Annotated in this window: 17 protein-coding genes; 5 read left to right on the plus strand and 12 right to left on the minus strand. The window is 66.4% G+C overall.

The window, feature by feature from the left end:
- Positions 1-4: 4 nt before the first annotated feature.
- Together PRL19_RS13375 and PRL19_RS13380 are read right to left on the minus strand one after the other, a co-directional pair.
- Entirely contained in the window at positions 5-817 is an 813-nt protein-coding gene (locus PRL19_RS13375; RefSeq protein ID WP_273743256.1) for a glutamate racemase, read from the minus strand.
- A gap of 67 nt (positions 818-884) precedes the next feature.
- Complete coding sequence (locus PRL19_RS13380; RefSeq protein ID WP_273743257.1) at positions 885-4,274, minus strand: indolepyruvate ferredoxin oxidoreductase family protein; 3,390 nt, start codon at positions 4,272-4,274, stop codon at positions 885-887.
- A gap of 161 nt (positions 4,275-4,435) precedes the next feature.
- On the opposite strand from PRL19_RS13380, the gene PRL19_RS13385 reads away from it, so the two are divergent.
- From PRL19_RS13385 to PRL19_RS13405, 5 genes are all read left to right on the plus strand, one after another.
- Positions 4,436-5,341 (plus strand): LysR family transcriptional regulator, encoded by a 906-nt coding sequence (locus PRL19_RS13385; RefSeq protein WP_045999125.1) that lies wholly within the window; start codon positions 4,436-4,438, stop codon positions 5,339-5,341.
- 303 nt (positions 5,342-5,644) lie between these two features.
- Positions 5,645-7,825, plus strand: a complete 2,181-nt coding sequence (gene purL / locus PRL19_RS13390; RefSeq protein ID WP_273743258.1) for a phosphoribosylformylglycinamidine synthase subunit PurL — start codon at positions 5,645-5,647, stop codon at positions 7,823-7,825.
- Complete coding sequence (locus tag PRL19_RS13395; RefSeq protein WP_273743259.1) at positions 7,822-8,964, plus strand: bifunctional 2-C-methyl-D-erythritol 4-phosphate cytidylyltransferase/2-C-methyl-D-erythritol 2,4-cyclodiphosphate synthase; 1,143 nt, start codon at positions 7,822-7,824, stop codon at positions 8,962-8,964. The genes purL and PRL19_RS13395 overlap by 4 nt, the downstream gene beginning before the upstream one ends.
- Positions 8,961-9,458, plus strand: a complete 498-nt coding sequence (locus PRL19_RS13400; RefSeq protein WP_127898585.1) for a phosphatidylglycerophosphatase A family protein — start codon at positions 8,961-8,963, stop codon at positions 9,456-9,458. Before PRL19_RS13395 ends, PRL19_RS13400 begins: the two co-directional genes overlap by 4 nt.
- Positions 9,455-9,925, plus strand: a complete 471-nt coding sequence (locus tag PRL19_RS13405) for a CinA family protein (protein ID WP_084697672.1) — start codon at positions 9,455-9,457, stop codon at positions 9,923-9,925. Before PRL19_RS13400 ends, PRL19_RS13405 begins: the two co-directional genes overlap by 4 nt.
- Here PRL19_RS13405 and PRL19_RS13410 read toward each other — a convergent pair.
- The 10 genes from PRL19_RS13410 to PRL19_RS13455 form a co-directional block, all read right to left on the minus strand.
- The gene (locus tag PRL19_RS13410; protein ID WP_273743260.1) at positions 9,922-10,962 is read right to left on the minus strand and encodes a threonine aldolase family protein; all 1,041 of its coding nucleotides are present in this window, start codon (positions 10,960-10,962) and stop codon (positions 9,922-9,924) included. The two genes, PRL19_RS13405 and PRL19_RS13410, sit on opposite strands and share 4 nt — an antisense overlap.
- A complete protein-coding gene (locus PRL19_RS13415) occupies positions 10,959-11,399 on the minus strand; it encodes a YcgN family cysteine cluster protein (protein WP_045984124.1) in 441 nt (146 codons plus the stop codon). The genes PRL19_RS13410 and PRL19_RS13415 overlap by 4 nt, the downstream gene beginning before the upstream one ends.
- Positions 11,399-12,328 carry a bifunctional riboflavin kinase/FAD synthetase gene (locus PRL19_RS13420; RefSeq protein WP_045999121.1) on the minus strand — a complete coding sequence of 310 codons (930 nt, stop codon included), beginning with the start codon at positions 12,326-12,328 and terminating at the stop codon, positions 11,399-11,401. Before PRL19_RS13420 ends, PRL19_RS13415 begins: the two co-directional genes overlap by 1 nt.
- A 29-nt stretch (positions 12,329-12,357) precedes the next feature.
- Positions 12,358-12,801 carry a MaoC family dehydratase gene (locus PRL19_RS13425; RefSeq protein ID WP_127898588.1) on the minus strand — a complete coding sequence of 148 codons (444 nt, stop codon included), beginning with the start codon at positions 12,799-12,801 and terminating at the stop codon, positions 12,358-12,360.
- Between the two features lie 141 nt (positions 12,802-12,942).
- Positions 12,943-13,812 carry a TIGR01459 family HAD-type hydrolase gene (locus tag PRL19_RS13430; RefSeq protein WP_273743261.1) on the minus strand — a complete coding sequence of 290 codons (870 nt, stop codon included), beginning with the start codon at positions 13,810-13,812 and terminating at the stop codon, positions 12,943-12,945.
- The gene (locus tag PRL19_RS13435) at positions 13,812-14,729 is read right to left on the minus strand and encodes a manganese-dependent inorganic pyrophosphatase (RefSeq protein WP_148912254.1); all 918 of its coding nucleotides are present in this window, start codon (positions 14,727-14,729) and stop codon (positions 13,812-13,814) included. The genes PRL19_RS13430 and PRL19_RS13435 overlap by 1 nt, the downstream gene beginning before the upstream one ends.
- Before the next feature lie 138 nt (positions 14,730-14,867).
- Complete coding sequence (locus PRL19_RS13440) at positions 14,868-15,377, minus strand: CarD family transcriptional regulator (RefSeq protein WP_042246772.1); 510 nt, start codon at positions 15,375-15,377, stop codon at positions 14,868-14,870.
- A gap of 292 nt (positions 15,378-15,669) precedes the next feature.
- Complete coding sequence (fdxA, locus tag PRL19_RS13445) at positions 15,670-16,008, minus strand: ferredoxin FdxA (RefSeq protein WP_045999118.1); 339 nt, start codon at positions 16,006-16,008, stop codon at positions 15,670-15,672.
- 31 nt (positions 16,009-16,039) lie between these two features.
- Positions 16,040-16,333: an RNA-binding S4 domain-containing protein gene (locus PRL19_RS13450; RefSeq protein ID WP_273743262.1), complete on the minus strand. Its 294-nt coding sequence runs from the start codon at positions 16,331-16,333 to the stop codon at positions 16,040-16,042.
- Between the two features lies 1 nt (position 16,334).
- Positions 16,335-19,265, minus strand: a complete 2,931-nt coding sequence (locus tag PRL19_RS13455; protein ID WP_273743263.1) for a helicase-related protein — start codon at positions 19,263-19,265, stop codon at positions 16,335-16,337.
- Positions 19,266-19,268 lie beyond the last annotated feature (3 nt).

Below are 19,268 nucleotides of genomic sequence, written 5' to 3' on the forward strand. Positions count from 1 at the left end.
CTCCTCAGGCGGGATCAAAGCTGATGGCGCGGCGCAGGAACTGCGTGGCCTTGCCGCCCACCCGCACCGGATCGCCGGTCGTCAGATACATCGACGTCGTGCCCGACCCAACGAATTCGGGCCTGCGCGTCAGATAGTCGGCCAGGCTTTCGGCGACCAGCCCCGCCTGGCTGAAGACCTTGACCTGCGGCCCCAGGGCGCGCTGGAACGCGTCCTGCATCAGCGGGTAATGGGTGCAGCCCAGCACCGCGGCCTCCGGGTACGGCATACGGCGCTTCAGCGCCTCGACATGGCTGGTGACCAGGGCCTCCGCCAGCTGCTCGTCGCCCATCTCGATCGCATCGACCACGCCGGCGCAGGGCTGGGCCTCGACATCGACGCCCACCGCGCGGAACGCCAGTTCGCGCTGAAACGCGCGGCTGGCGACGGTCGCGGGTGTGGCAAACAGCGCGACGTTGTTGACCGCCACCCGGCGCGGCGGCGAATTATCGCCCCAGGCCCGTTCGGTCAGCGCCTCGATCATGGGAACGAACACGCCCAGGACGCGCTTGTCCGCCGGCAGCCAGGTTTCCTGCATCCGCTTCAGCGCCGCGGCACTGGCGGTGTTGCAGGCCAGGATCACCAGATCGCAGCCCTCGTCCCACAGGCGCTCGACGCCCTTGCAGGTCAGATCGAAAATGTCGTCGGCGGTGCGCACCCCATAGGGCGCATGAGCGTTGTCGCCCAGATAGACCAGCGGCAGGTCAGGCAGGCGCGCGGTAATGGCCTGATGGACCGTCAGCCCGCCCAGACCCGAATCGAACACCCCAATCGCCATCCCAGAACCTCCCGCGTCGCGTGCCGCCCTTCATAGGGCGACACGCCGCTTTTGGAAATGACCTGGATCACTCCGCCGCTTCACGGATGGGTGGGTGCCCAGCCTGCAGCTGCGCCAGCAGCTCGGCCCGCCGGGTCGCGGCAAGATCGGCAGCCTTGTCCTTGACGGGGCCAAAGCCGCGCACGCCCAGGGGCAGTTCCGCCAGTTCGATCGCCACCGGCATCATCGCATCCGTGACCGAGGCGAAGACGCGGGTCATGTCGGCCTCGTATTCGCGGATCATCGCCCGTTCGCGCCGGCGTTCGGCGCTGTAGCCGAAGGGGTCCAGCGGCGTTCCCCGCAGCCCCTTCATCCCGGCCAGAACCCGAAACGCGCGCAGCATCCACGGACCGAACTCCCGCTTTCTAGGGCGGCCGTTCGCGTCCTTGCCGGTCAACATTGGCGGCGCCAGATGAAGGGACAGGGTCACGTCCCCCTCCCACCGCGCCGCAACCTGTTCGGCGGTGGTCAGATGCAACCGTGCAACCTCGTATTCATCCTTATACGCCAACAGCTTGTAATAGCTTCTTGCGACGCTGTCGCGAAGCTGTGCGGGCGCGGCATCGACCAGCTTGCGGTACCGGGCGGCAAGCCGCTTGTTCTGATAGCCGACCAACCGTTCCGCGCGATAGGCCACGGGATCGACCGGCAACTGCGTGACCTCGGCGGGCTTGCGCGTCTGTTCGGGATAGACAACCGCCCAACGGCCGATCTGGAATGCACGCTGGTTGGCGTCGACCTGCGCGCCGTTCAGGCGAATCGCCTCCATGATCGCCTCCAGCGACAGCGGGATCAGCCCACGCTGCCAGCACGCACCCAGCACCAGCATGTTCGAATAGATCGAATCCCCCAGCAGCCGCAGCGCCAGATCGTTTGCATCTAAGAACGCCACCCGGTCGCCCAAACGGGCCTGCAGCGACAGGCGCAGCCGGTCCGACGGGACTTGGAAATCGCGGAACCGGGTAAAGTCGCCGGTGATGATCTCGTGGTCGTTCACGACTGCGCCGGTGCGGCCCTGGGTCATCAGGCCCACGGTCTTGGCCCCCGCCGTCACCACCAGATCGCCGCCGATGACACAGTCCGCCTCGCCCACGGCAACGCGGATCGCGCTGATGTCGGCGGGGCGTTCAGCCAGGCGCAGATGGATATGCACCGCGCCGCCCTTCTGCGCCAGGCCCGCCATCTCCATCATGCCGGCGCCTTTGCCGTCCATGTGGGCGGCCTGCGCCAGCACGGCGCCGATTGTCACGACACCGGTGCCGCCGACGCCCGTGATGACGACGTTATGCGTTCCGTTGATCGTAGGCAGCGTGGGCTGTGGCAGATCGGGCAGGTCGAACGCCTCGGCCTTGGGCTTGCGCAGCTTGCCGCCCTTGACCGACACGAAGCTGGGGCAGAACCCGTTGACGCAGCTGTAATCCTTGTTGCAGCTCGACTGGTCGATCTGCCGCTTGCGGCCCAGTTCCGTGTCCAACGGCACGATCGAGACGCAGTTCGACTGGACGGAACAATCCCCGCAGCCCTCGCAGACGTCGGGATTGATGAAGATCCGGCGGTCCGGGTCGGGGAACTGTCCCTTCTTGCGCCGCCTGCGCTTCTCGGCCGCGCAGGTCTGGACATACAGGATGGCGCTGACGCCCGCGACCTTTTCCAGATCGCGCTGGACGGTCATCATCTGCGCACGTTCCTCGAACCGCAGGCCCTTGGGGAACTGCGACTGATCGACGTCCTCCTTTTCATCGTGAACCACCACGACCGTGCCGACGCCCATCGCCACCAGTTCGCGGGCGATCTGCGGGGCGGTCAGGCCGCCCTCGTTCGGCTGTCCGCCGGTCATGGCGACGGCATCGTTGTACAGGATCTTGTAGGTGATGTTGGTCCCCGCAGCCAAGGCCGCGCGGATCGCCAAAGACCCGGAATGATTATAGGTTCCGTCGCCAAGGTTTTGAAAAACATGGCCTCTGTTGCTGAACGGCGCCTCTCCGATCCAGTTCGCACCCTCGCCGCCCATATGGGTGAAACCCTCGGTCTCACGGCCCATCCACTGCACCATGTAATGGCAACCGATCCCGGCATAGGCGCGGCTGCCTTCGGGCAGCCTGGTCGAGCTGTTATGCGGACAACCCGAACAGAACCAAGGGGTTCTGGTCGCAATCTCGGGGGCGTTGTCGTTGCGGCGCACCTCGTTCAGCCGCTCCAGCCCGGTGCGCAGACGCTCGGTGCCGCGACCCTCCTCGATCAGGATGCCGCCGATCTTCTGGGCAATCATCACAGGGTCCAGCGCATAGCGGGTCGGGAACAGCTCCTCTCCGGTGCGGTCGTGCTTCCAGCCATGGACGCGACGCCCATGGCGGTTGTCAAAGATCGCCTCCTTCAGCTGCACCTCGATCAGCTTGCGCTTCTCCTCGACGCAGACGATCAGTTCCAGGTTCTCGGACCATTCCTGGATCGACTTCATGTCCATGGGCCATGTCTGCCCGACCTTGTAGGTGGTCAGGCCCAACCGCTCGGCCTCGGCCTCGTCGATGCCCAGCAGGGACAGGGCGTGGACCAGATCCAGCCAGTTCTTGCCCGCGGCGACAAAGCCGATCCGCGCGCCCGACTTGCCCCAGACCTTGCGGTCGATGCGGTTCGCACGGCTGAACGCCTCGGCCGCCCAACGCTTGTGGTCGATCATCCGGGCTTCCTGTGCGACGGGCGTGTCGCCAAGGCGAATGTTCAGCCCCCCCTCGGGCAGCACGCGCTCCGGAAGGGTGAACGCCATTCGATGCGGATCGCCGTCGACAACCGATGTCGCCTCGACCGTGTCCTTCATCGTCTTCAGACCCGTCCAGACCCCTGCATAGCGCGACAGCGCGAACCCATACAGGCCGTAATCCAGGATCTCCTGCACCCCGGCAGGCGACAGCACGGGGATATAGGCGTCGATCATCGCCCAGTCAGACTGATGCAGCACGGTCGAGCTTTCGCCCGTGTGATCGTCGCCCATCGCCATCACGACGCCGCCATGGCGCGACGATCCGGCCATGTTGCCGTGGCGCATGACGTCGCCCGACCGGTCCACCCCCGGACCCTTGCCGTACCACAGCGCAAAGACGCCGTCGTGACGCCCCTCGCCGCGCAGTTCGGCCTGCTGGCTGCCCCAGATGGCGGTCGCGGCCAGATCCTCGTTCAGGCCGGGCTGGAACAGGACCTGCGCTGCCGCCAGGCGCTTGGCCTCGCGCGTCATCTGCAGATCGACACTGCCCAGGGGAGAGCCGCGATACCCGGTGACCAGTCCCGCCGTATCAAGCCCCGCGGCTTTGTCGCGTGCTGATTGCATCAGCATCAGCCGGACAAGTGCCTGCGTCCCGTTCAACAACACGTGACGTTTCGACAGATCGAACCGATCGGCTAGCGAAAATTCCTGCTTGCTCATCACCCTCTCCTCCCATGACCAAAGGCCTCCACGGTCATTATAGGTCAGAAATGCTGACCAACGAAGCGGAAATTCTTTCCTTGACGTGACCTTGCCGGAATCGCAGGGGAAGGTTAGGTCTGCAAAATTCGCATGGCTGTCATGACAGGATTGTAACAGGGATGGACTGGGACAAGCTTAGAATATTTCACGCTGTGGCCGATGCCGGCAGCCTGACGCATGCGGGCGACGTGCTGCACCTGTCGCAATCGGCGGTCAGCCGCCAGATCCGCGCACTGGAGGAGTCGCTTGGCACGACGCTGTTCCACCGGCACGCGCGGGGGTTGATTCTGACCGAACAGGGAGAGCTGCTGTTCGAGGCAACCTCGTCCATGTCGCGAAAGCTGGACAGCGCCTCGGCCCGCATCCGCGACAGCGAGGAAAACGTCTTCGGCGAACTCAAGGTGACGGCCACCGTGGGCTTTGGTACGCTGTGGCTGGCACCCCGCCTGGTCAAGCTGTACGAAAAGTATCCCGACCTGCGCATCGACCTGCTGCTGGAGGAGCGCGTCCTGGACCTGCCCATGCGCGAGGCCGACGTCGCCATCCGCATGAAGGAGCCCAGCCAGTCCGACCTGATCCGCCGCCGGTTGCTGAACATCCGGATGCGCCTGTACGCCAGCCCGGATTACATCGCGGCGCATGGCGCGCCGGAATCTCTGGCCGACCTGTCCAACCACCGTCTGATCTGCCAGAAACCCGACCAGCCTCAGGTGGCGGCCGGCGCGCGCCTGGTGCAGGAGCTGATGTCCCAGAACGTCGGATCGACCCTGACGGTGAACAACTATTTCGGCGTGCTGCAGGCAGTGCTGGCCAATCTGGGCATCGGCGTCCTGCCCGACTATCTGACCGCCGACCACCCGAACCTGATCCGCGTGTTCCCGGACACCGAATCGGGAGAGGTGCCGGTCTTCCTTGCCTATCCCGAGGAAATGCGCCAGACGCGCCGCGTCGCGGTGTTCCGCGACTTTGTCCTGGAAGAGATCCAGGCCTATCGGCGCCATCAAAGCGAGGCCGGGCAGGTCTGACCTGCCCAAACCGCAGGCAAAACCGGGATGATGCACGCGCCGCGTGCAGCCATTACGCCAGCGCATGGCGGCTATGCTGCAGCCGCAGCGCCATTTGTCTTGAAGAGTTCACAGACTGCACATAGATCGGGCTTAGAAGGCGATGATCAGCGTAATCGCTCATCACCTTCTACCTCCCTGTTGGACTTAGGCCGGGCCTTGTGCCCGGCTTTTTTTTGTCCCGCGCCCGGGTTCTGCGGCCTTTCCATGGACGCCGCCAGCGCCTAGAAGACGCGTGATTTCATGCGCAGGAAGGGTCGTGTCATGCAGGAACCACAGCTTACCCCGGAACTGATCGCGGCCCACGGGCTGAAGCCGGACGAGTATGCCAGCATCCTGCAGATCATCGGGCGCGAACCGACCTTCACCGAACTGGGCATCTTCAGTGCCATGTGGAACGAGCACTGTTCCTACAAGTCGTCCAAGAAATGGCTGCGTACCCTGCCCGTCGACGGCCCCCAGGTGATCTGCGGTCCCGGAGAGAACGCGGGCGTTGTCGATATCGGCGACGGTCAGGCGGTGGTCTTCAAGATGGAGAGCCACAACCATCCCAGCTATATCGAACCCCATCAGGGCGCGGCGACCGGCGTGGGCGGCATCCTGCGTGACGTCTTCACCATGGGCGCGCGCCCGATCGCGGCGATGGACGCGCTGTCCTTCGGGCGCACCGATCACCCCAAGACCCCGCATCTGGTCAAGGGCGTGGTCGAGGGGATCGGCGCCTATGGCAACGCCTTCGGCGTGCCGAACGTCGGCGGAGAGGTTCGTTTCCACCCGAGCTATGACGGCAACTGCCTGGTCAACGCGTTTGCGGCGGGCTTGGCGGATGCCGACAAGATCTTCTATTCGGCGGCCTCGGGCGTGGGCATGCCCGTCGTCTATCTGGGCGCCAAGACCGGGCGCGACGGCGTCGGCGGCGCGACCATGGCCAGCGCCGAGTTCGATGACACGATCGAGGACAAACGTCCCACCGTGCAGGTCGGTGACCCCTTCACCGAGAAATGCCTGCTGGAGGCGTGCCTTGAGCTGATGGCGTCGGGATCGGTGATCTCGATCCAGGACATGGGGGCTGCGGGCCTGACCTGTTCAGCGGTCGAGATGGGCGACAAGGGCGGCCTGGGGATCAAGCTGATCCTGGACAGCGTGCCCCAACGCGAAACCAACATGACCGCCTACGAGATGATGCTGTCGGAATCCCAGGAGCGAATGCTGATGGTGCTGAAGCCCGAGAAGGAGGCCGAGGCGCGGGCGATCTTCCAGAAATGGGACCTGGACTTCGCCATCGTCGGAGAGACCATCGCCGAGGACCGCTTCCTGATCGTTCATCGCGACGTGGTCATGGCCGACCTGCCGCTGTCAAAGCTGTCCTCCAGTGCGCCGGAATATGACCGCCCCTGGGTCGAGACGCCTGCGGCCACGCCCGCGCCGGCCCTGCCCCCGATCGCGCCCATCGCCGGCCTGCGCGCGCTTGTCGGCAGCCCGAACCATGCGCACCGTGCCTGGGTCTGGGAACAGTACGACACGCAGGTCGGTGCCGACACGATCCGCCGTCCCGGAATGGGCGCGGGCGTCGTTCGCGTGCACGGGACCCGCAAGGCGCTGGCCTTCACCAGCGACGTCACCCCGCGATATGTCAAGGCAAACCCGTTCGAGGGCGGCAAGCAGGCCGTGGCCGAGGCCTATCGCAACCTGACCGCGGTGGGCGCCCTGCCCCTGGCCACGACCGACAACCTGAATTTCGGCAACCCCGAAAAGCCCGAGATCATGGGCCAGCTGGTCGGTGCCATCAAGGGCATCGGAGAGGCCTGCCGCGCGCTGGACTTTCCCATCGTGTCGGGCAACGTGTCGCTGTACAACGAAACCGACGGCAAGGGCATCCTGCCCACGCCGACCATCGGCGGCGTCGGCCTGATCGCCGATCTGGACGACCTGATCGCGGGCCTGCCCGCGCAGGGTGACCTGGCCCTGGTGATCGGTGCCACGCGCGGTCACCTTGAACAGTCGGCCCTGGCGTGGGAGGCGTTCCGCATCGAATCCGGCGATGCGCCGCATGTCGATCTGGACGACGAACGCCGCAACGGCGAATTCCTGCGCGCCAACCGGGGCCACCTGGCATCGGCGACCGACCTGTCGGACGGCGGCCTGGCGCTTGCCGCCTTCGAGATGGCCGAGGCCGCGGGCCTGGGCGTCACGCTGGACAGCGGTGACATCGCCCAACTGTTCGGAGAGGATCAGGCCCGCTATCTGGTCGCCTGCCGCCCCGACACCGCAGGCGCCCTGACCGCCGCGGCCCAGGCCGCGGGCGTGACCATTGCTACCGTTGGCCGCTTTGGCGGCGACAGCGTGACCCTGGGCGGCGACAGTGCGCCGCTGGCCGAACTGTCGAGCCTGTATCGGACGGCCTTTGCGGCTGCGATCCAGGGCGACATGCCCGATCACGCATGATCAGCGCGCCTGCGGGCTTTGCCGCGCTGATCACGGCGGCGGGACGGGGCACGCGGGCCGGGGACGGCCTGCCCAAGCAGTGGCGCGATCTTGCCGGGCGTCCTGTCCTGGACCGAACCCTGGCGGCCTTTGCGGGCTTTGAACGGATCGTTCTGGTCGTTCACCCCGATGACATGGGGCAGGCCATCGCCCGCTATGCCGGCGGCATCACCATCGTCGCGGGCGCCGAGACCCGCGCCGCCAGTGTCCGCGCTGGCCTGACCGCCCTGCAGGGTCAAGCCAGTCATGTCCTGATCCATGACGGGGCACGCCCGCTGGTCGCACCATCGGTCATCGACGACGTGATCCGGGCGCTGCAAGAGGGTGCGGACGCCGCCGCACCCGCGTTGCCCGTGTCGGACGCGCTGTGGCGGGGGGACGGCGCGCGTGTCGCGGCCATCGCGCCGCGTGACGGGCTGTTCCGGGCGCAGACGCCGCAGGGTTTCGTTCTGGACAGGATCCTGCAGGCGCATCGCGATCATCCGGGGGATGCGGCCGACGACGTCCAGCTGGCGCTTGCCGCGGGGATGGAGGTTGCCATCACCCAAGGTTCGGAAGACAATCTGAAGATCACCTTTCCCGCCGATTTCGCGCGGGCCGAACGCATTCTGGGGACCGACATGGATATCCGCCTTGGCAATGGCTATGACGTGCACGCCTTTGGACCCGGGGACCACGTCACCCTGTGCGGCGTGCAGGTGCCGCATGACGCGGGCCTGCTGGGCCATTCCGATGCCGATGTTGGCATGCATGCGCTGACCGACGCCATCTATGGCGCCTTGGCGCAGGGCGACATCGGGCGGCATTTCCCGCCCTCGGACCCGCAATGGAAGGGTGCCGACAGCGCGATCTTTCTGGCCCATGCGGCCAGCATGGCCCGCGACAAGGGGTTCCGCATCAGCAATGCCGACGTGACCCTGATCTGCGAGGCGCCCAAGATCGGGCCCCATGCGCTGGCGATGGCCCACCGCCTGTCCGAAATCATGGGCGTTGAGGAAGCGCGCATCAGCGTCAAGGCCACCACGTCCGAACGCCTTGGCTTTACCGGCCGGCGCGAGGGGATCGCCGCCATCGCGACCGCCACCCTGATCAAGGAATGACCATGGATCGCATGCTGGCCACCTGGTTCGGCGCAGGCTTGCTGCGCCCCGCCCCGGGCACCTGGGGGTCGGCGGTCGCCGTTGCGATGGGGTTGATCCTGCACCGCATCGGGCATTTTCCGCTTCTGGCGCTGGCCACGGGGCTGGTGATCCTGTTGGGGTTCTGGGTCGTGCCGCGCTACACCGTCGGCATGGACGACCCCGATCGCAGCGAGATCGTCATCGACGAGGTCGCTGGCCAGTGGCTGGCGCTGATGGCGCCGTCCTTCGGGTTCTGGCACGCGGGGCTGCCCGCCGACAGCTTTCCCTATCCGGGCTGGGTCGCGGCCTTCCTGTTCTTCCGGCTGTTCGACATCTGGAAGCCGTGGCTGGTCGGCCGCGCCGATCGCCGCCATGACAGTGCCGGCGTAATGCTGGACGACCTGTGGGCGGGCATCTTTGCGGCGCTGGCCACGATGGCCGCCGCGGCCTTTGCCCATACGGTGCTGATGTGAGCCAGGCGGCGCAGGTCCTTGACGCCGCCCGCGCCCGGCGCGTCATGATCGCGACGGCCGAAAGCTGCACCGGCGGCCTGATCGCCGGCGCCCTGACAGAGGTTGCGGGATCGTCCGACGGATTCGACCGGGGCTTTGTCACCTATTCGAACGCGGCCAAGATGCAGATGCTGGGCGTCCGGGCCGAAACCCTGGATACGCATGGCGCGGTCAGCGAACAGGTCGCGGCCGAGATGGCCCAGGGTGCGCTGCGCCAGTCCGATGCCGGGATCGCCGTCTCGGTCACCGGCATCGCGGGCCCCGGCGGATCCGAGCACAAGCCCGAAGGGCGGGTCTGCTTTGGCATCAGCCAGCCCTTTGGCACCTTCACCCAAACCGTCGAATTCGGTGCGATCGGCCGTCACCGCGTGCGTGCGGCAACCATCGAACATGCGCTGCAACTGTTGCTGGACGCGCTGCGCAACTAGCCGCGCAGGATCGCGGCCATCGCCGCGACGTCCGCATCGGGCGTATCCCACGCGGTGACCAGGCGCAGCGGCACGGGGTCTGCCCCCTGCACCGTCTTGTCGGGCCACAGGTGATACAGCACGCCAGCCGCCTGCGCCCTGTCATGGGCCGCCTTCGGGATCGCGGCAAAGACGCCGTTCGACTGGACCGGCTGCAGCAGCCGACCCCCGACATCGACGACCGCCTGTCCCAAGACCTGCGCCTTGGTGTTTGCGCGATGCGCGAGGTCCAGCCACAACCCGTCGGTCGCCAGCGCAAGCATCTGCGCCGCAAGATAGCGGTTCTTGGACATCACGTGGCCGGACTGCTTGCGACGGTAATCGAACCCCTCGGCTCGGGCGGGGTCGAAGAACACCATCGCCTCGGCCCCCATCGCGCCGTTCTTGGTGCCGCCCAGGCACAGCGCATCGACACCGGCGCGCCAAGTCAGATCGGCAGGCGAACAGCCAAGCGTCGCGACCGCATTTGCGAACCGCGCCCCGTCCATGTGCAGCGGCAATCCCGCCGCATGGGCGACGGAGGCCAGCGCCGCGACCTGGTCCGGGTCATAGACCGTGCCCCATTCGGTGGCATTCGTGATCGACACCAGCGCGCTGCGCCCGCCGTTCAGGCCCACCCCGGCACCGACCTGCAGCGTCTGCGCCAAGGTGGCCGCATCGATCCGACCGCCCTCGCCCGTCAGGGTCACCAGCTTTGCCCCGTGAGAGAAGAACTCGGGCGCGGCACATTCGCTGGTCTCGATATGCGCGTCGTCGTGGCAGTAGATGCGCCCGAAGGACGGCGACAGCTGCGCACAGACCAGCGCATTCGCGGCCGTCCCGGTGGCGACAAAGCGGACGACGGCCTCGGGTGCCTCCAGCAGATCGCGGATCGCGGCCTCGGCCCGCGCGGTGACCGGGTCGGCGCCATAGCCCATGACCGCGCCGGAATTGGCATCGGCCACCGCGGTCAGGACGGCAGGATGCGCAGCATACGAATTGTCCGAGGCGAAATTCATGACAGATCCTCGATGATGTGGTCCTCCCAATCGTCCTCGGTGACCGACAGCTCGCTGACGGTCCAGCCACGGACGCTGACACCTGCTTCGTGCACCGTCTCGGTCGAGCCCGAGATCAGGTGGTGCCAGTCATACAGCGGCCGCCCCTCATGGCGCAGGCGATAGGCGCATGTGACGGGCAGCCACCAGGCGACCTCCTTGATCTTGGCGGGGGTCAGCACCACGCAGTCCGGGACATAGTCGTGGCGGTTCGGATAGCTGCTGCACCGGCAGGCGTCCCCGTCCAGCAGTTTGCAGGCGACGCGCGTGAAGGCCAGCTCGTTCGTGTCCTCGAACTCGATCTTGTTAAGACAGCACTTGCCACAGCCGTCGCACAGCGCCTCCCATTCGTCGGGGGCAAGGCGGGGCAGCGGCAGTTCCCAGAAACGCTCGCGCATCAGCGGCCCGACAGCAGGGCGCGGGCCTGGGCGCCGTCCTGCTCCATCTGGTCGATCAGCGCCTGCAGGCTGTCGAACCTGGCCTCGTCGCGCAGGAAGTCGACCAACGCGACCGACAGGTGTTGTCCGTACAGATCGCCCGAAAAATCAAACAGGTTCACCTCAAGATTCGGGGTGTTCACCCCGAACATCGGCCGCACCCCAAGCGAGGCCACGCCCTTGCACGGGCCGCGGTCCGGGCCGGTCAGGATGTCGACCAACACCGCATAAACGCCAAGGCGCGGCAGGTGCAGCCCGTCCATCGCCAAGTTCGCGGTGGGCCAACCCAGTTCCCGGCCCCGCTTTTCGCCGTGGATGACCTCACCCTCGATGCGGTGCCAATGGCCCAGCATGCGCTCGGCCTCGTGGGTCAGCCCCTGCGCCAGCGCCGTGCGGATCGCCGTCGAGCTGTATTCGGCCTCTCCCGCGCCGATCAGCGGGACGATGGTCACGCCGAAGCCGTATGTCCGACCCAGATCCTGCAACGTCTGCGCCGTGCCCGCGCGGTTCTTGCCGAAACAGAAATCCGCGCCCACGGTGACATGCGCGATGCCCAGCCCGTCGGCCAGAACCTCCTGCGCGAAGGCCTGCGGGGTCAGGCCCGCCAGCACCGGGCCAAAGGGCAGTTCGTAGAGGTGCTGAACGCCAAGGCGGGACAGGCGGTTGGCCCGTGCCTCGGAGTTCATCAGGCGAAAGGGCGGCGCGTCGGGGGCGAAATACTCGCGCGGGTGCGGCTCGAAGGTCAGGATGCCCAAGGGCGCGTCGCTGGCGGCGCGGGCGGCGTCGATGACCGCGCGGTGACCCTTGTGGACGCCATCGAAATTGCCCATGGCAACCGATGCGCCGCGTGCCTCGGCCTTCAGCCCGGTCCAGTCGCGATGGATCTGCAATGCGCCCCCAACAGGGCGCCACGCACCCCTCAGTCGAACTTGCGGCTTGGGGCCAGCACGACCGCCTCGCCTTTCAAGACGACCGTATCGCCGACGAGGCAGCGGGTTGCAAGCGTGACCCGCCGTTTCGCATGGTCGATGGCCTGAACCTCGACCTCGGCGCGGACCATGTCGCCGGGGCGCACGGGGGCCATGAACTTCAGCGTCTGGCCCAGATAGACGGTGCCGTGACCGGGCAGCTGTTCGCCGATCACCGCAGAAATCAGCCCCGCGGTCAGCATGCCGTGGGCGATCCGGCCTTCAAAGATCGTATCCTGCGCATAAGCGTCGTCCAGATGGACCGGGTTCCGGTCGGTCGACACCTCGGCGAACAGTTCGATGTCGCGATCAGTCACCTGCTTTTGCAGGTGCCGGACCATGCCGATCTCCAGATCCTCGATGACGATGGTGCCGCGTGGAAGATTGTCCAACATATTGCTGCTCATCCGGAATGCCATAATCCATGCCTCATGCTGCATAGCAGCACAAAGCATGGATGGCAACAATATTTCCTAATACCTTCGATCTGCGTTCCATTGTTGCGCCGTGACCCGCGCATCGCGGGCCGCGTCGCCTCAGCGCAGCCGCCCGATCGCGAAGGTCGGCGCCCGTCCCTGCGATCCCAGCCATTCAGGCAGCATCCCGGAATCCGGCTGTTCGACGTCCGGACCGAAGGCGTCCGCGGCCAGACCGCCGGTGACGAAAATCGAATCGATCCCCTGCGCCTCGGCACCCGCGATGTCGGTGGCGATGCCGTCGCCCACCGCAAGATACCGCGCGTCGGGGCCAAGTCCCATCAGCGCCCGCGCCCGCTCATAGATCGGCGCATGCGGCTTGCCGTAATACAGCGCCGTCCCGCCAAGCGACTGATAGAAATCGGCCAATGCGCCAGCGCAATAGATGCGCGTCTCGCCCATGTCGACGACGATGTCGGGGTTCGCGCACAGCATCGGCAGACCACGGTCGACCGCCCCCTGGAACCGGTCGCGGTAATCCTCGGGCGTTTCGTTCAGCTCGTCGAACGGCCCCGAGGCGATGATCCCCTCGGCCTGCTCCAGCGGGACGCGCCGGATGGGCGCCGCATCGCGATGGGCGTCAGGAATGTCGGTAAAGAACCCGTGGTCCTTCTCGATCCCGATATGCCAGACGTTCCGCCCGACGGCGCCCGCGAACATCGCGTCCTGCGCCGCGTCGCCGGAACTGACGACCAGATCCCAGGCATCGCGCGGAACGCCCATGCGGTCCAGCTGAGCGATCACGTACTGGTTCGGGCGCGGGGCGTTGGTCATCAGGCAGACCTGGCCACCCTGCGCGCGGAACGCCTGCAGCGCCGCGACCGCAGCCGGAAAGGGCTGCCTGCCGTTGTGCAGGCAGCCCCAGAGATCGCAGAACAGCGCGTCATAGCTGGCCGAAACCTCGGCCAGCGACGAAATGATGCGGGTCATCAGACGGCCAGGACCGGGATGATCTGCTTCTTGCGGCTCATGACGCCGGGCAGAACAACGGTGTCACCGGTGACGGTGACGCCAAAGCTGCGCTCGGCCACGAACTTGACATAGTCGTTGGGCACCAGCAGCGTCGCCTGTTCACGCAGGATGTCAACGACGAACAGCATGACCTCGTCCGCACCATCTTCGGCGGCAACGGCAGGCATGGCGGCGATCAGGGCATCCTTGCGGTCCAGGATCACCTGCGGCGCGGTCGTCTCCAGGACCGAGATGCGCAGCTGCTTGCCGCCCAGTTCGTATTCCTTGCTGTCCATCTTCAGCAGCGCGGCCTCGCTGAAGGCGCTGACATCGGATTTCGCGGCGAACATCTCGGCGGCGAACTCGGCGATGTCGACGCCCAGGTCGGCGGCCAGCTTCTCGGCCACGGCGCGGTCATGCGGGGTCGTGGTCGGGCTGCGGAATTCCAGCGTGTCCGACAGGATGCAGGTCAGCATCGCGCCCTTGATCCCTTCGGGGGCCTGCGCCAGATCGTCGCCGATCAGGTCGTGCATGATCGTCGCGGTGCAGGCCAGCGGGCGGATGGTGATGTTGATCGGTGCACGGGTCTTGATGCCGCCGGCCAGCAGGTGGTGGTCGATGATCTCGATCACCTCGGCATGCTCCAGGTTGGCGGGCAGTTCGGCGGGGTTGTTGGTGTCAACGATCACGCAGACGTCGTCGGCGGTCACGTCGTCGATGATGCGCGGCTTGGACAAGTTCCAGCGGTCCAGCATCCACAACGCCTCGGTGTTCGGCTCTCCCTGCAGCACGGCCTCGGCCGGGGTCTTGCGGCACTCGTTCAGATACCAGGCCCAGATGATGGGCGAGCCGGTGGAATCCGTGTCGGGGGAAGTGTGGCCGAAGACCTTGATCATGATGCGCCTCGAAGGGTGTTGGGTATGGATGGCCGCCTTATAGGCAGGCGGGGCAGCGTTGTCCACGTTCGGCACAACGGTCCACCAAAGCGAAAGGGCGCCCGGTCGGGGCGCCCTTGGGGTCGTCGTGGTCAGCGCTCAGGCGGCGCGGGTCAGCAGGACTTCGCCCACACGCTTCTGCGCGCCGCCTTCGTCCAGACCGCCGACGGCCGCGACTTCGCGGGTCAGGCGGTCAAGCGCTGCCTCGTACAGCTGACGCTCGGAATAGGACTGTTCGCGCTGATCGTCGCAGCGGTGCAGGTCGCGCACGACCTCGGCGATGGACAGCAGGTCGCCGGAATGGATCTTCTGCTCATACTCCTGCGCCCGGCGCGACCACATCGCGCGCTTGACGCGGGCCTTGCCCTTCAGGGTCTCCAGCGCGCGGTCGATCAGGTCAGGGGTCGACAGGCTTCGCATGCCGATCTCGCTGGCGCGGGCAGTGGGCACGCGCAGGGTCATCTTGTCTTTGTCGAACGAGATCACGAACATCTCCAGCCGCAGGCCCGCGACCTCCTGTTCCTCGATCGAGACGATACGACCGACCCCATGGGCCGGATAGACAACAAAGTCATCGGGGCGGAATTCGTTCTTCTTCGATTTCGACATCTGGCTTCCTCTGACATGCGCCCGCGAGACGGGCACAAAGGGCCGCAGGGGGGCAAGGCCACCCTCGGTCCGTTTTCGATCATGTTTGACGACCCCTGCCTGCAGTCGGCACGGATCCGGCAGTTTGGGATGCGACACAGTCCTGTTGACAAGCAGCAGCACAAGGCGCGACATAAGGGACTATAACACAAAAATGACGCCAAAAAAAGCACCGCCTTTCGGGCGGCGCATCGGCATTGTCCGGGCATTTAATGGCGGCGAAAGAGGACCTTGCAGGCCCTGCCCGGTCGAATCAATCGCCTTCGCCGGGCGTTTCCGAGAAATACTTTTCCAGCTTGCCTTCCTGACCGTCCATCTCGGCGGCGGTCGGCAGGGGGTCCTTCTTCCGGGTGATCACCGGCCACAGTTCGGAATATTTGCGGTTGAACTCAACCCAGCTTTCCATCGCCGGCTCGGTATCCGGGCGTATCGCGTCTGCGGGGCATTCCGGTTCGCAGACGCCACAGTCGATGCATTCGTCGGGATGGATGACCAACGTGTTCTCGCCCTCGTAGAAGCAGTCCACGGGGCACACTTCGACGCAATCAGTGTATTTGCACATGATGCAGTTGTCAGTCACGACATAGGTCATCGGGGCGCTTTCGTCTGGTCTGTTCGGGCTGTCACCTAGACATTCCCGGGGGATCAATCAAGTCTTCGCGATACAGCAGCTGCGCCTCGGGGGCCGGGCCGCGCCGGTCCGACAGGTCCAGCACGGTCAGCACCCGCACACGCTGATAGGCGGATACCGTCAGCACGTCGCCGGGCCGCACGGCGCGCCCCGGCTTGCGGCAGGGCTGGCCGTTGACCCGGATGCCGCCCGCCTCGATGCGGGCGGCGGCCAGGCCGCGCGTCTTGAAGATCCGCGCATGGCACAGCCATTTGTCCAGCCGAAGGCCGGCGGCGGCCTCGGTCAAGTCAGGTCTTGTCCTTCAGCTGGGCTAGGATCGCAAAGGGGCTGTCCGGATCGGCCTTCTTCTCGGGACGCGAGGAGAAGGTCTGGGGAGCCTGGTGCGACGGCTTGCCGCCCTTCTTGGGGCCACCGAACTTGCCGCCGGGCTTGCCGTTGCGATCGCGACGTTCGCCCTGTGGGCGATCCCCTGCCGGGGCCGCATCCTTGGACTGACCGTCGCGCGGGGCGCCATCGCGGCGCGGGCCGCGGCGCTGGCCCTGCGGGCGATCACCCTGGGGACGCTCGGCCTGGCCGCGGTCTCCCTGCGGGCGACGGTTGCCGCGAGGCTTTGGCGCCCATTTGAAGATATAGAACACCTCCATCTCCGGGGGTGCGACCTCGGCGGGGGACTCGGGCTCCGCGTCGACGGCATCGGCCTCGGGGGCGTCTGCCTTGCGCTTTTCGGCCTGCTCGGCCTCCCACTTGGCGCGGGTCTCGGCGGCCAGGACCGATTCCTCCTCGGTCATCGGCGCGTCAGAGCCGTCAGCCTCGGGGGTGGACACGACGGCCGGGGTCTCGGTCGCCTTGACCTTGGCACGCTCGCCCTTGTCGGCGGAATAGCCCAGGCCCTGCATCAGGCCCGAAAACTGCTCCAGCGTCATGCCGGTGATCGACAGCATGTCGGGATTGGCCTCGAACCCGCCGCGCGTGTCCTGCGCGCGCAGCAGATCGGCCAGCCGCTCCAGCATGTCGATGCGGATCGCCCGGTCGCCCGCGGGGCGATAGCCCGACAACGCATAGACCTGATCGGGCACGACCGGAAGATGCGGGATGGTGACCAGACCCGGCGGCGGGCTTTCCGGGAATTCGGACAGCCCCTCGTGCAGCGACCACAGGACCAGACGCAGGCGCGTCGGCGCGGGCTTCAGCAGCGCGGGCAGGAAGATGGTGAACTGGCCAAAGCGGACGCCATGCTTGCGCAGCATGCCCCGGGATTCCTGGTCCAGTTCCTTGACCTCGGCGGCGATGCCGTCGCGGGGCAGGATCCCAAGCGCCTCGACCAGCCGGAAGGCAAAGCCGCGGGCCAGACCGGTCAGCGCCTCGTCCTTCTGCAGGGTCAGCAGCGGCTCGTACAGCGCGGCGATCTTGCGGTCGATGAAATGCTGGGCCCGGCGGCGGACCTTGTCGGCGATCTCGGGACCGGCCTCCTCGTCGACGAAGACCTCGACGCCGGGATGCAGCGGATCGGCGCCCTTGACCAGCTTGCCGACCGCCTGGCTGCCCCACATCAGGCCGCCCTGTTCCGTATAGTCCATCTCGGTATCGGGCGCGTTGTAGAAACGGTCCGCACGCAGATGGAATTCGGGCTTGAGCGCGTCATAGCTGGCGCGGCTCAGCATCCTGGCCTCGTCCGCCGATGCGGTCTGGTCGGGGCGGAAGCGGAAGCCCTCCAGGCGGCCGGCGAATTCGCCCTCGACCGTCACTTCGCCCTTGTCATTCACTTCGGCCACCAGGCTCTCCTTCTGCTTGAGCCGGCGCAGAAGCACGGATGTGCGCCGGTCCACAAATCGTTGGGTCAGGGCCGCGTGCAGCGCGTCCGACAGGCGGTCTTCTACAGCGCGCGTTTCCCCGCGCCAATGCTTTTCGTCCGCCACCCAGCCCGTTCTTTGCGCGACATAGGTCCAGGTGCGGATATATGCCAACCGCTTCGAAATGGCGTCGATGTCGCCAGCGGTCCGGTCGATGCGTTCGATGGCCCGGCCAAGCCAATCCGCCGGGATATGTCCATCCTGCAGGAAACCGAAGATCCGCGCCAGCAAAGTCGCATGTTCCATGGTCGAGATTCCCCGGAAATCGGGCACCCGGCACACGTCCCACAGCAGGCGCACGTCCTTGCCGCCGCGGATGCGGTCCTTGATCTCGGGAAAGTCGCGCAGGATCTTCAGCGTCGCCACGTCGTCGGCCTCGCGCCCGCGGGCCAGCAGTTCGTGGCCGGGGCCGGTCTCCAGGCTTTCGACCAGCCGGTCCATGCTGCCGAAATCCAGCTTGCCGTTGCGCCAGACCAGCCGGCTGATGGGGGCGAACCGATGGTTCTCCAGCGCGTCGATCAGCCCCTCGTCCAGGGGCTCGGCCTCTCCGGTGACGCCGAAGGTGCCGGATTCGGTGTGCCGCCCTGCCCGGCCGGCGATCTGTCCCATCTCATGGGGAAACAGCGGGCGGACCCGCTTGCCGTCGAACTTGTGCGTGGCGCTGAAGGCCACGTGCTTGATGTCCAGGTTCAGGCCCATGCCGATGGCGTCGGTGGCCACCAGATAGTCGACCTCTCCGTTCTGGTACATCTCGACCTGGGCATTGCGCGTGCGCGGCGACAGCGCCCCCATCACGACCGCGCAGCCACCCTTCTGCCGACGGATCAGCTCGGCCATCGCATAGACGTCGTCGACGCTGAAGCCCACGATCGCGCTGCGCGGCGGCATCCGGGACAGCTTCTTCGATCCTGCCCATGACAGTGTCGAGAACCGCTCCTTGCGCTCGAACTGGGTTTCGGGAACCAGGGCCGCGATGGTCGGGCGCATGGTGCTGCTGCCCAGGAAAAGCGTCTCGACGGTACCGCGCATATGCAGCAGTCGGTCGGTGAACACGTGCCCGCGCCCGGGATCGGCGCACAGCTGGATCTCGTCGATGGCCACGAAATCGGTGGCGATGTCGGGCATCGCCTCGGTTGTGGCGACCCAGTACTGGACGCGGTCGGGAACGATCCGCTCCTCTCCGGTGACCAGGGCCACGACCGAGGGGCCACGCGCGGCCACGATCCGGTCATAGACCTCGCGCGCCAGCAGGCGCAGCGGCAGGCCGATCACCCCCGACCGGTGGTTCAGCATCCGCTGGATGGCGTAGTGGGTCTTGCCCGTATTGGTCGGGCCCAGGATGGCGGTGATCCGCCCGCGCGTCGTCATGTT

Origin of the sequence: Paracoccus marcusii, assembly GCF_028621715.1 — a bacterium.
In the GTDB taxonomy this organism is placed as follows: Bacteria; Pseudomonadota; Alphaproteobacteria; order Rhodobacterales; family Rhodobacteraceae; genus Paracoccus; species Paracoccus marcusii.

What these genes read in the sequence shown, in the direction of transcription:
- purL (WP_273743258.1), top strand. Translation starts at nt 5,645, where the DNA reads ATGCAGGAACCACAGCTTACCCCGGAACTGATCGCGGCCCACGGGCTG.
- PRL19_RS13395 (WP_273743259.1), top strand. Translation starts at nt 7,822, where the DNA reads ATGATCAGCGCGCCTGCGGGCTTTGCCGCGCTGATCACGGCGGCGGGA.
- PRL19_RS13430 (WP_273743261.1), bottom strand. Translation starts at nt 13,812, where the DNA reads ATGACCCGCATCATTTCGTCGCTGGCCGAGGTTTCGGCCAGCTATGAC.
- PRL19_RS13375 (WP_273743256.1), bottom strand. Translation starts at nt 817, where the DNA reads ATGGCGATTGGGGTGTTCGATTCGGGTCTGGGCGGGCTGACGGTCCAT.
- PRL19_RS13440 (WP_042246772.1), bottom strand. Translation starts at nt 15,377, where the DNA reads ATGTCGAAATCGAAGAAGAACGAATTCCGCCCCGATGACTTTGTTGTC.
- PRL19_RS13425 (WP_127898588.1), bottom strand. Translation starts at nt 12,801, where the DNA reads ATGTTGGACAATCTTCCACGCGGCACCATCGTCATCGAGGATCTGGAG.
- PRL19_RS13415 (WP_045984124.1), bottom strand. Translation starts at nt 11,399, where the DNA reads ATGCGCGAGCGTTTCTGGGAACTGCCGCTGCCCCGCCTTGCCCCCGAC.
- PRL19_RS13380 (WP_273743257.1), bottom strand. Translation starts at nt 4,274, where the DNA reads ATGAGCAAGCAGGAATTTTCGCTAGCCGATCGGTTCGATCTGTCGAAA.
- PRL19_RS13455 (WP_273743263.1), bottom strand. Translation starts at nt 19,265, where the DNA reads ATGACGACGCGCGGGCGGATCACCGCCATCCTGGGCCCGACCAATACG.
- PRL19_RS13385 (WP_045999125.1), top strand. Translation starts at nt 4,436, where the DNA reads ATGGACTGGGACAAGCTTAGAATATTTCACGCTGTGGCCGATGCCGGC.
- PRL19_RS13435 (WP_148912254.1), bottom strand. Translation starts at nt 14,729, where the DNA reads ATGATCAAGGTCTTCGGCCACACTTCCCCCGACACGGATTCCACCGGC.
- PRL19_RS13400 (WP_127898585.1), top strand. Translation starts at nt 8,961, where the DNA reads ATGACCATGGATCGCATGCTGGCCACCTGGTTCGGCGCAGGCTTGCTG.
- PRL19_RS13410 (WP_273743260.1), bottom strand. Translation starts at nt 10,962, where the DNA reads ATGAATTTCGCCTCGGACAATTCGTATGCTGCGCATCCTGCCGTCCTG.
- fdxA (WP_045999118.1), bottom strand. Translation starts at nt 16,008, where the DNA reads ATGACCTATGTCGTGACTGACAACTGCATCATGTGCAAATACACTGAT.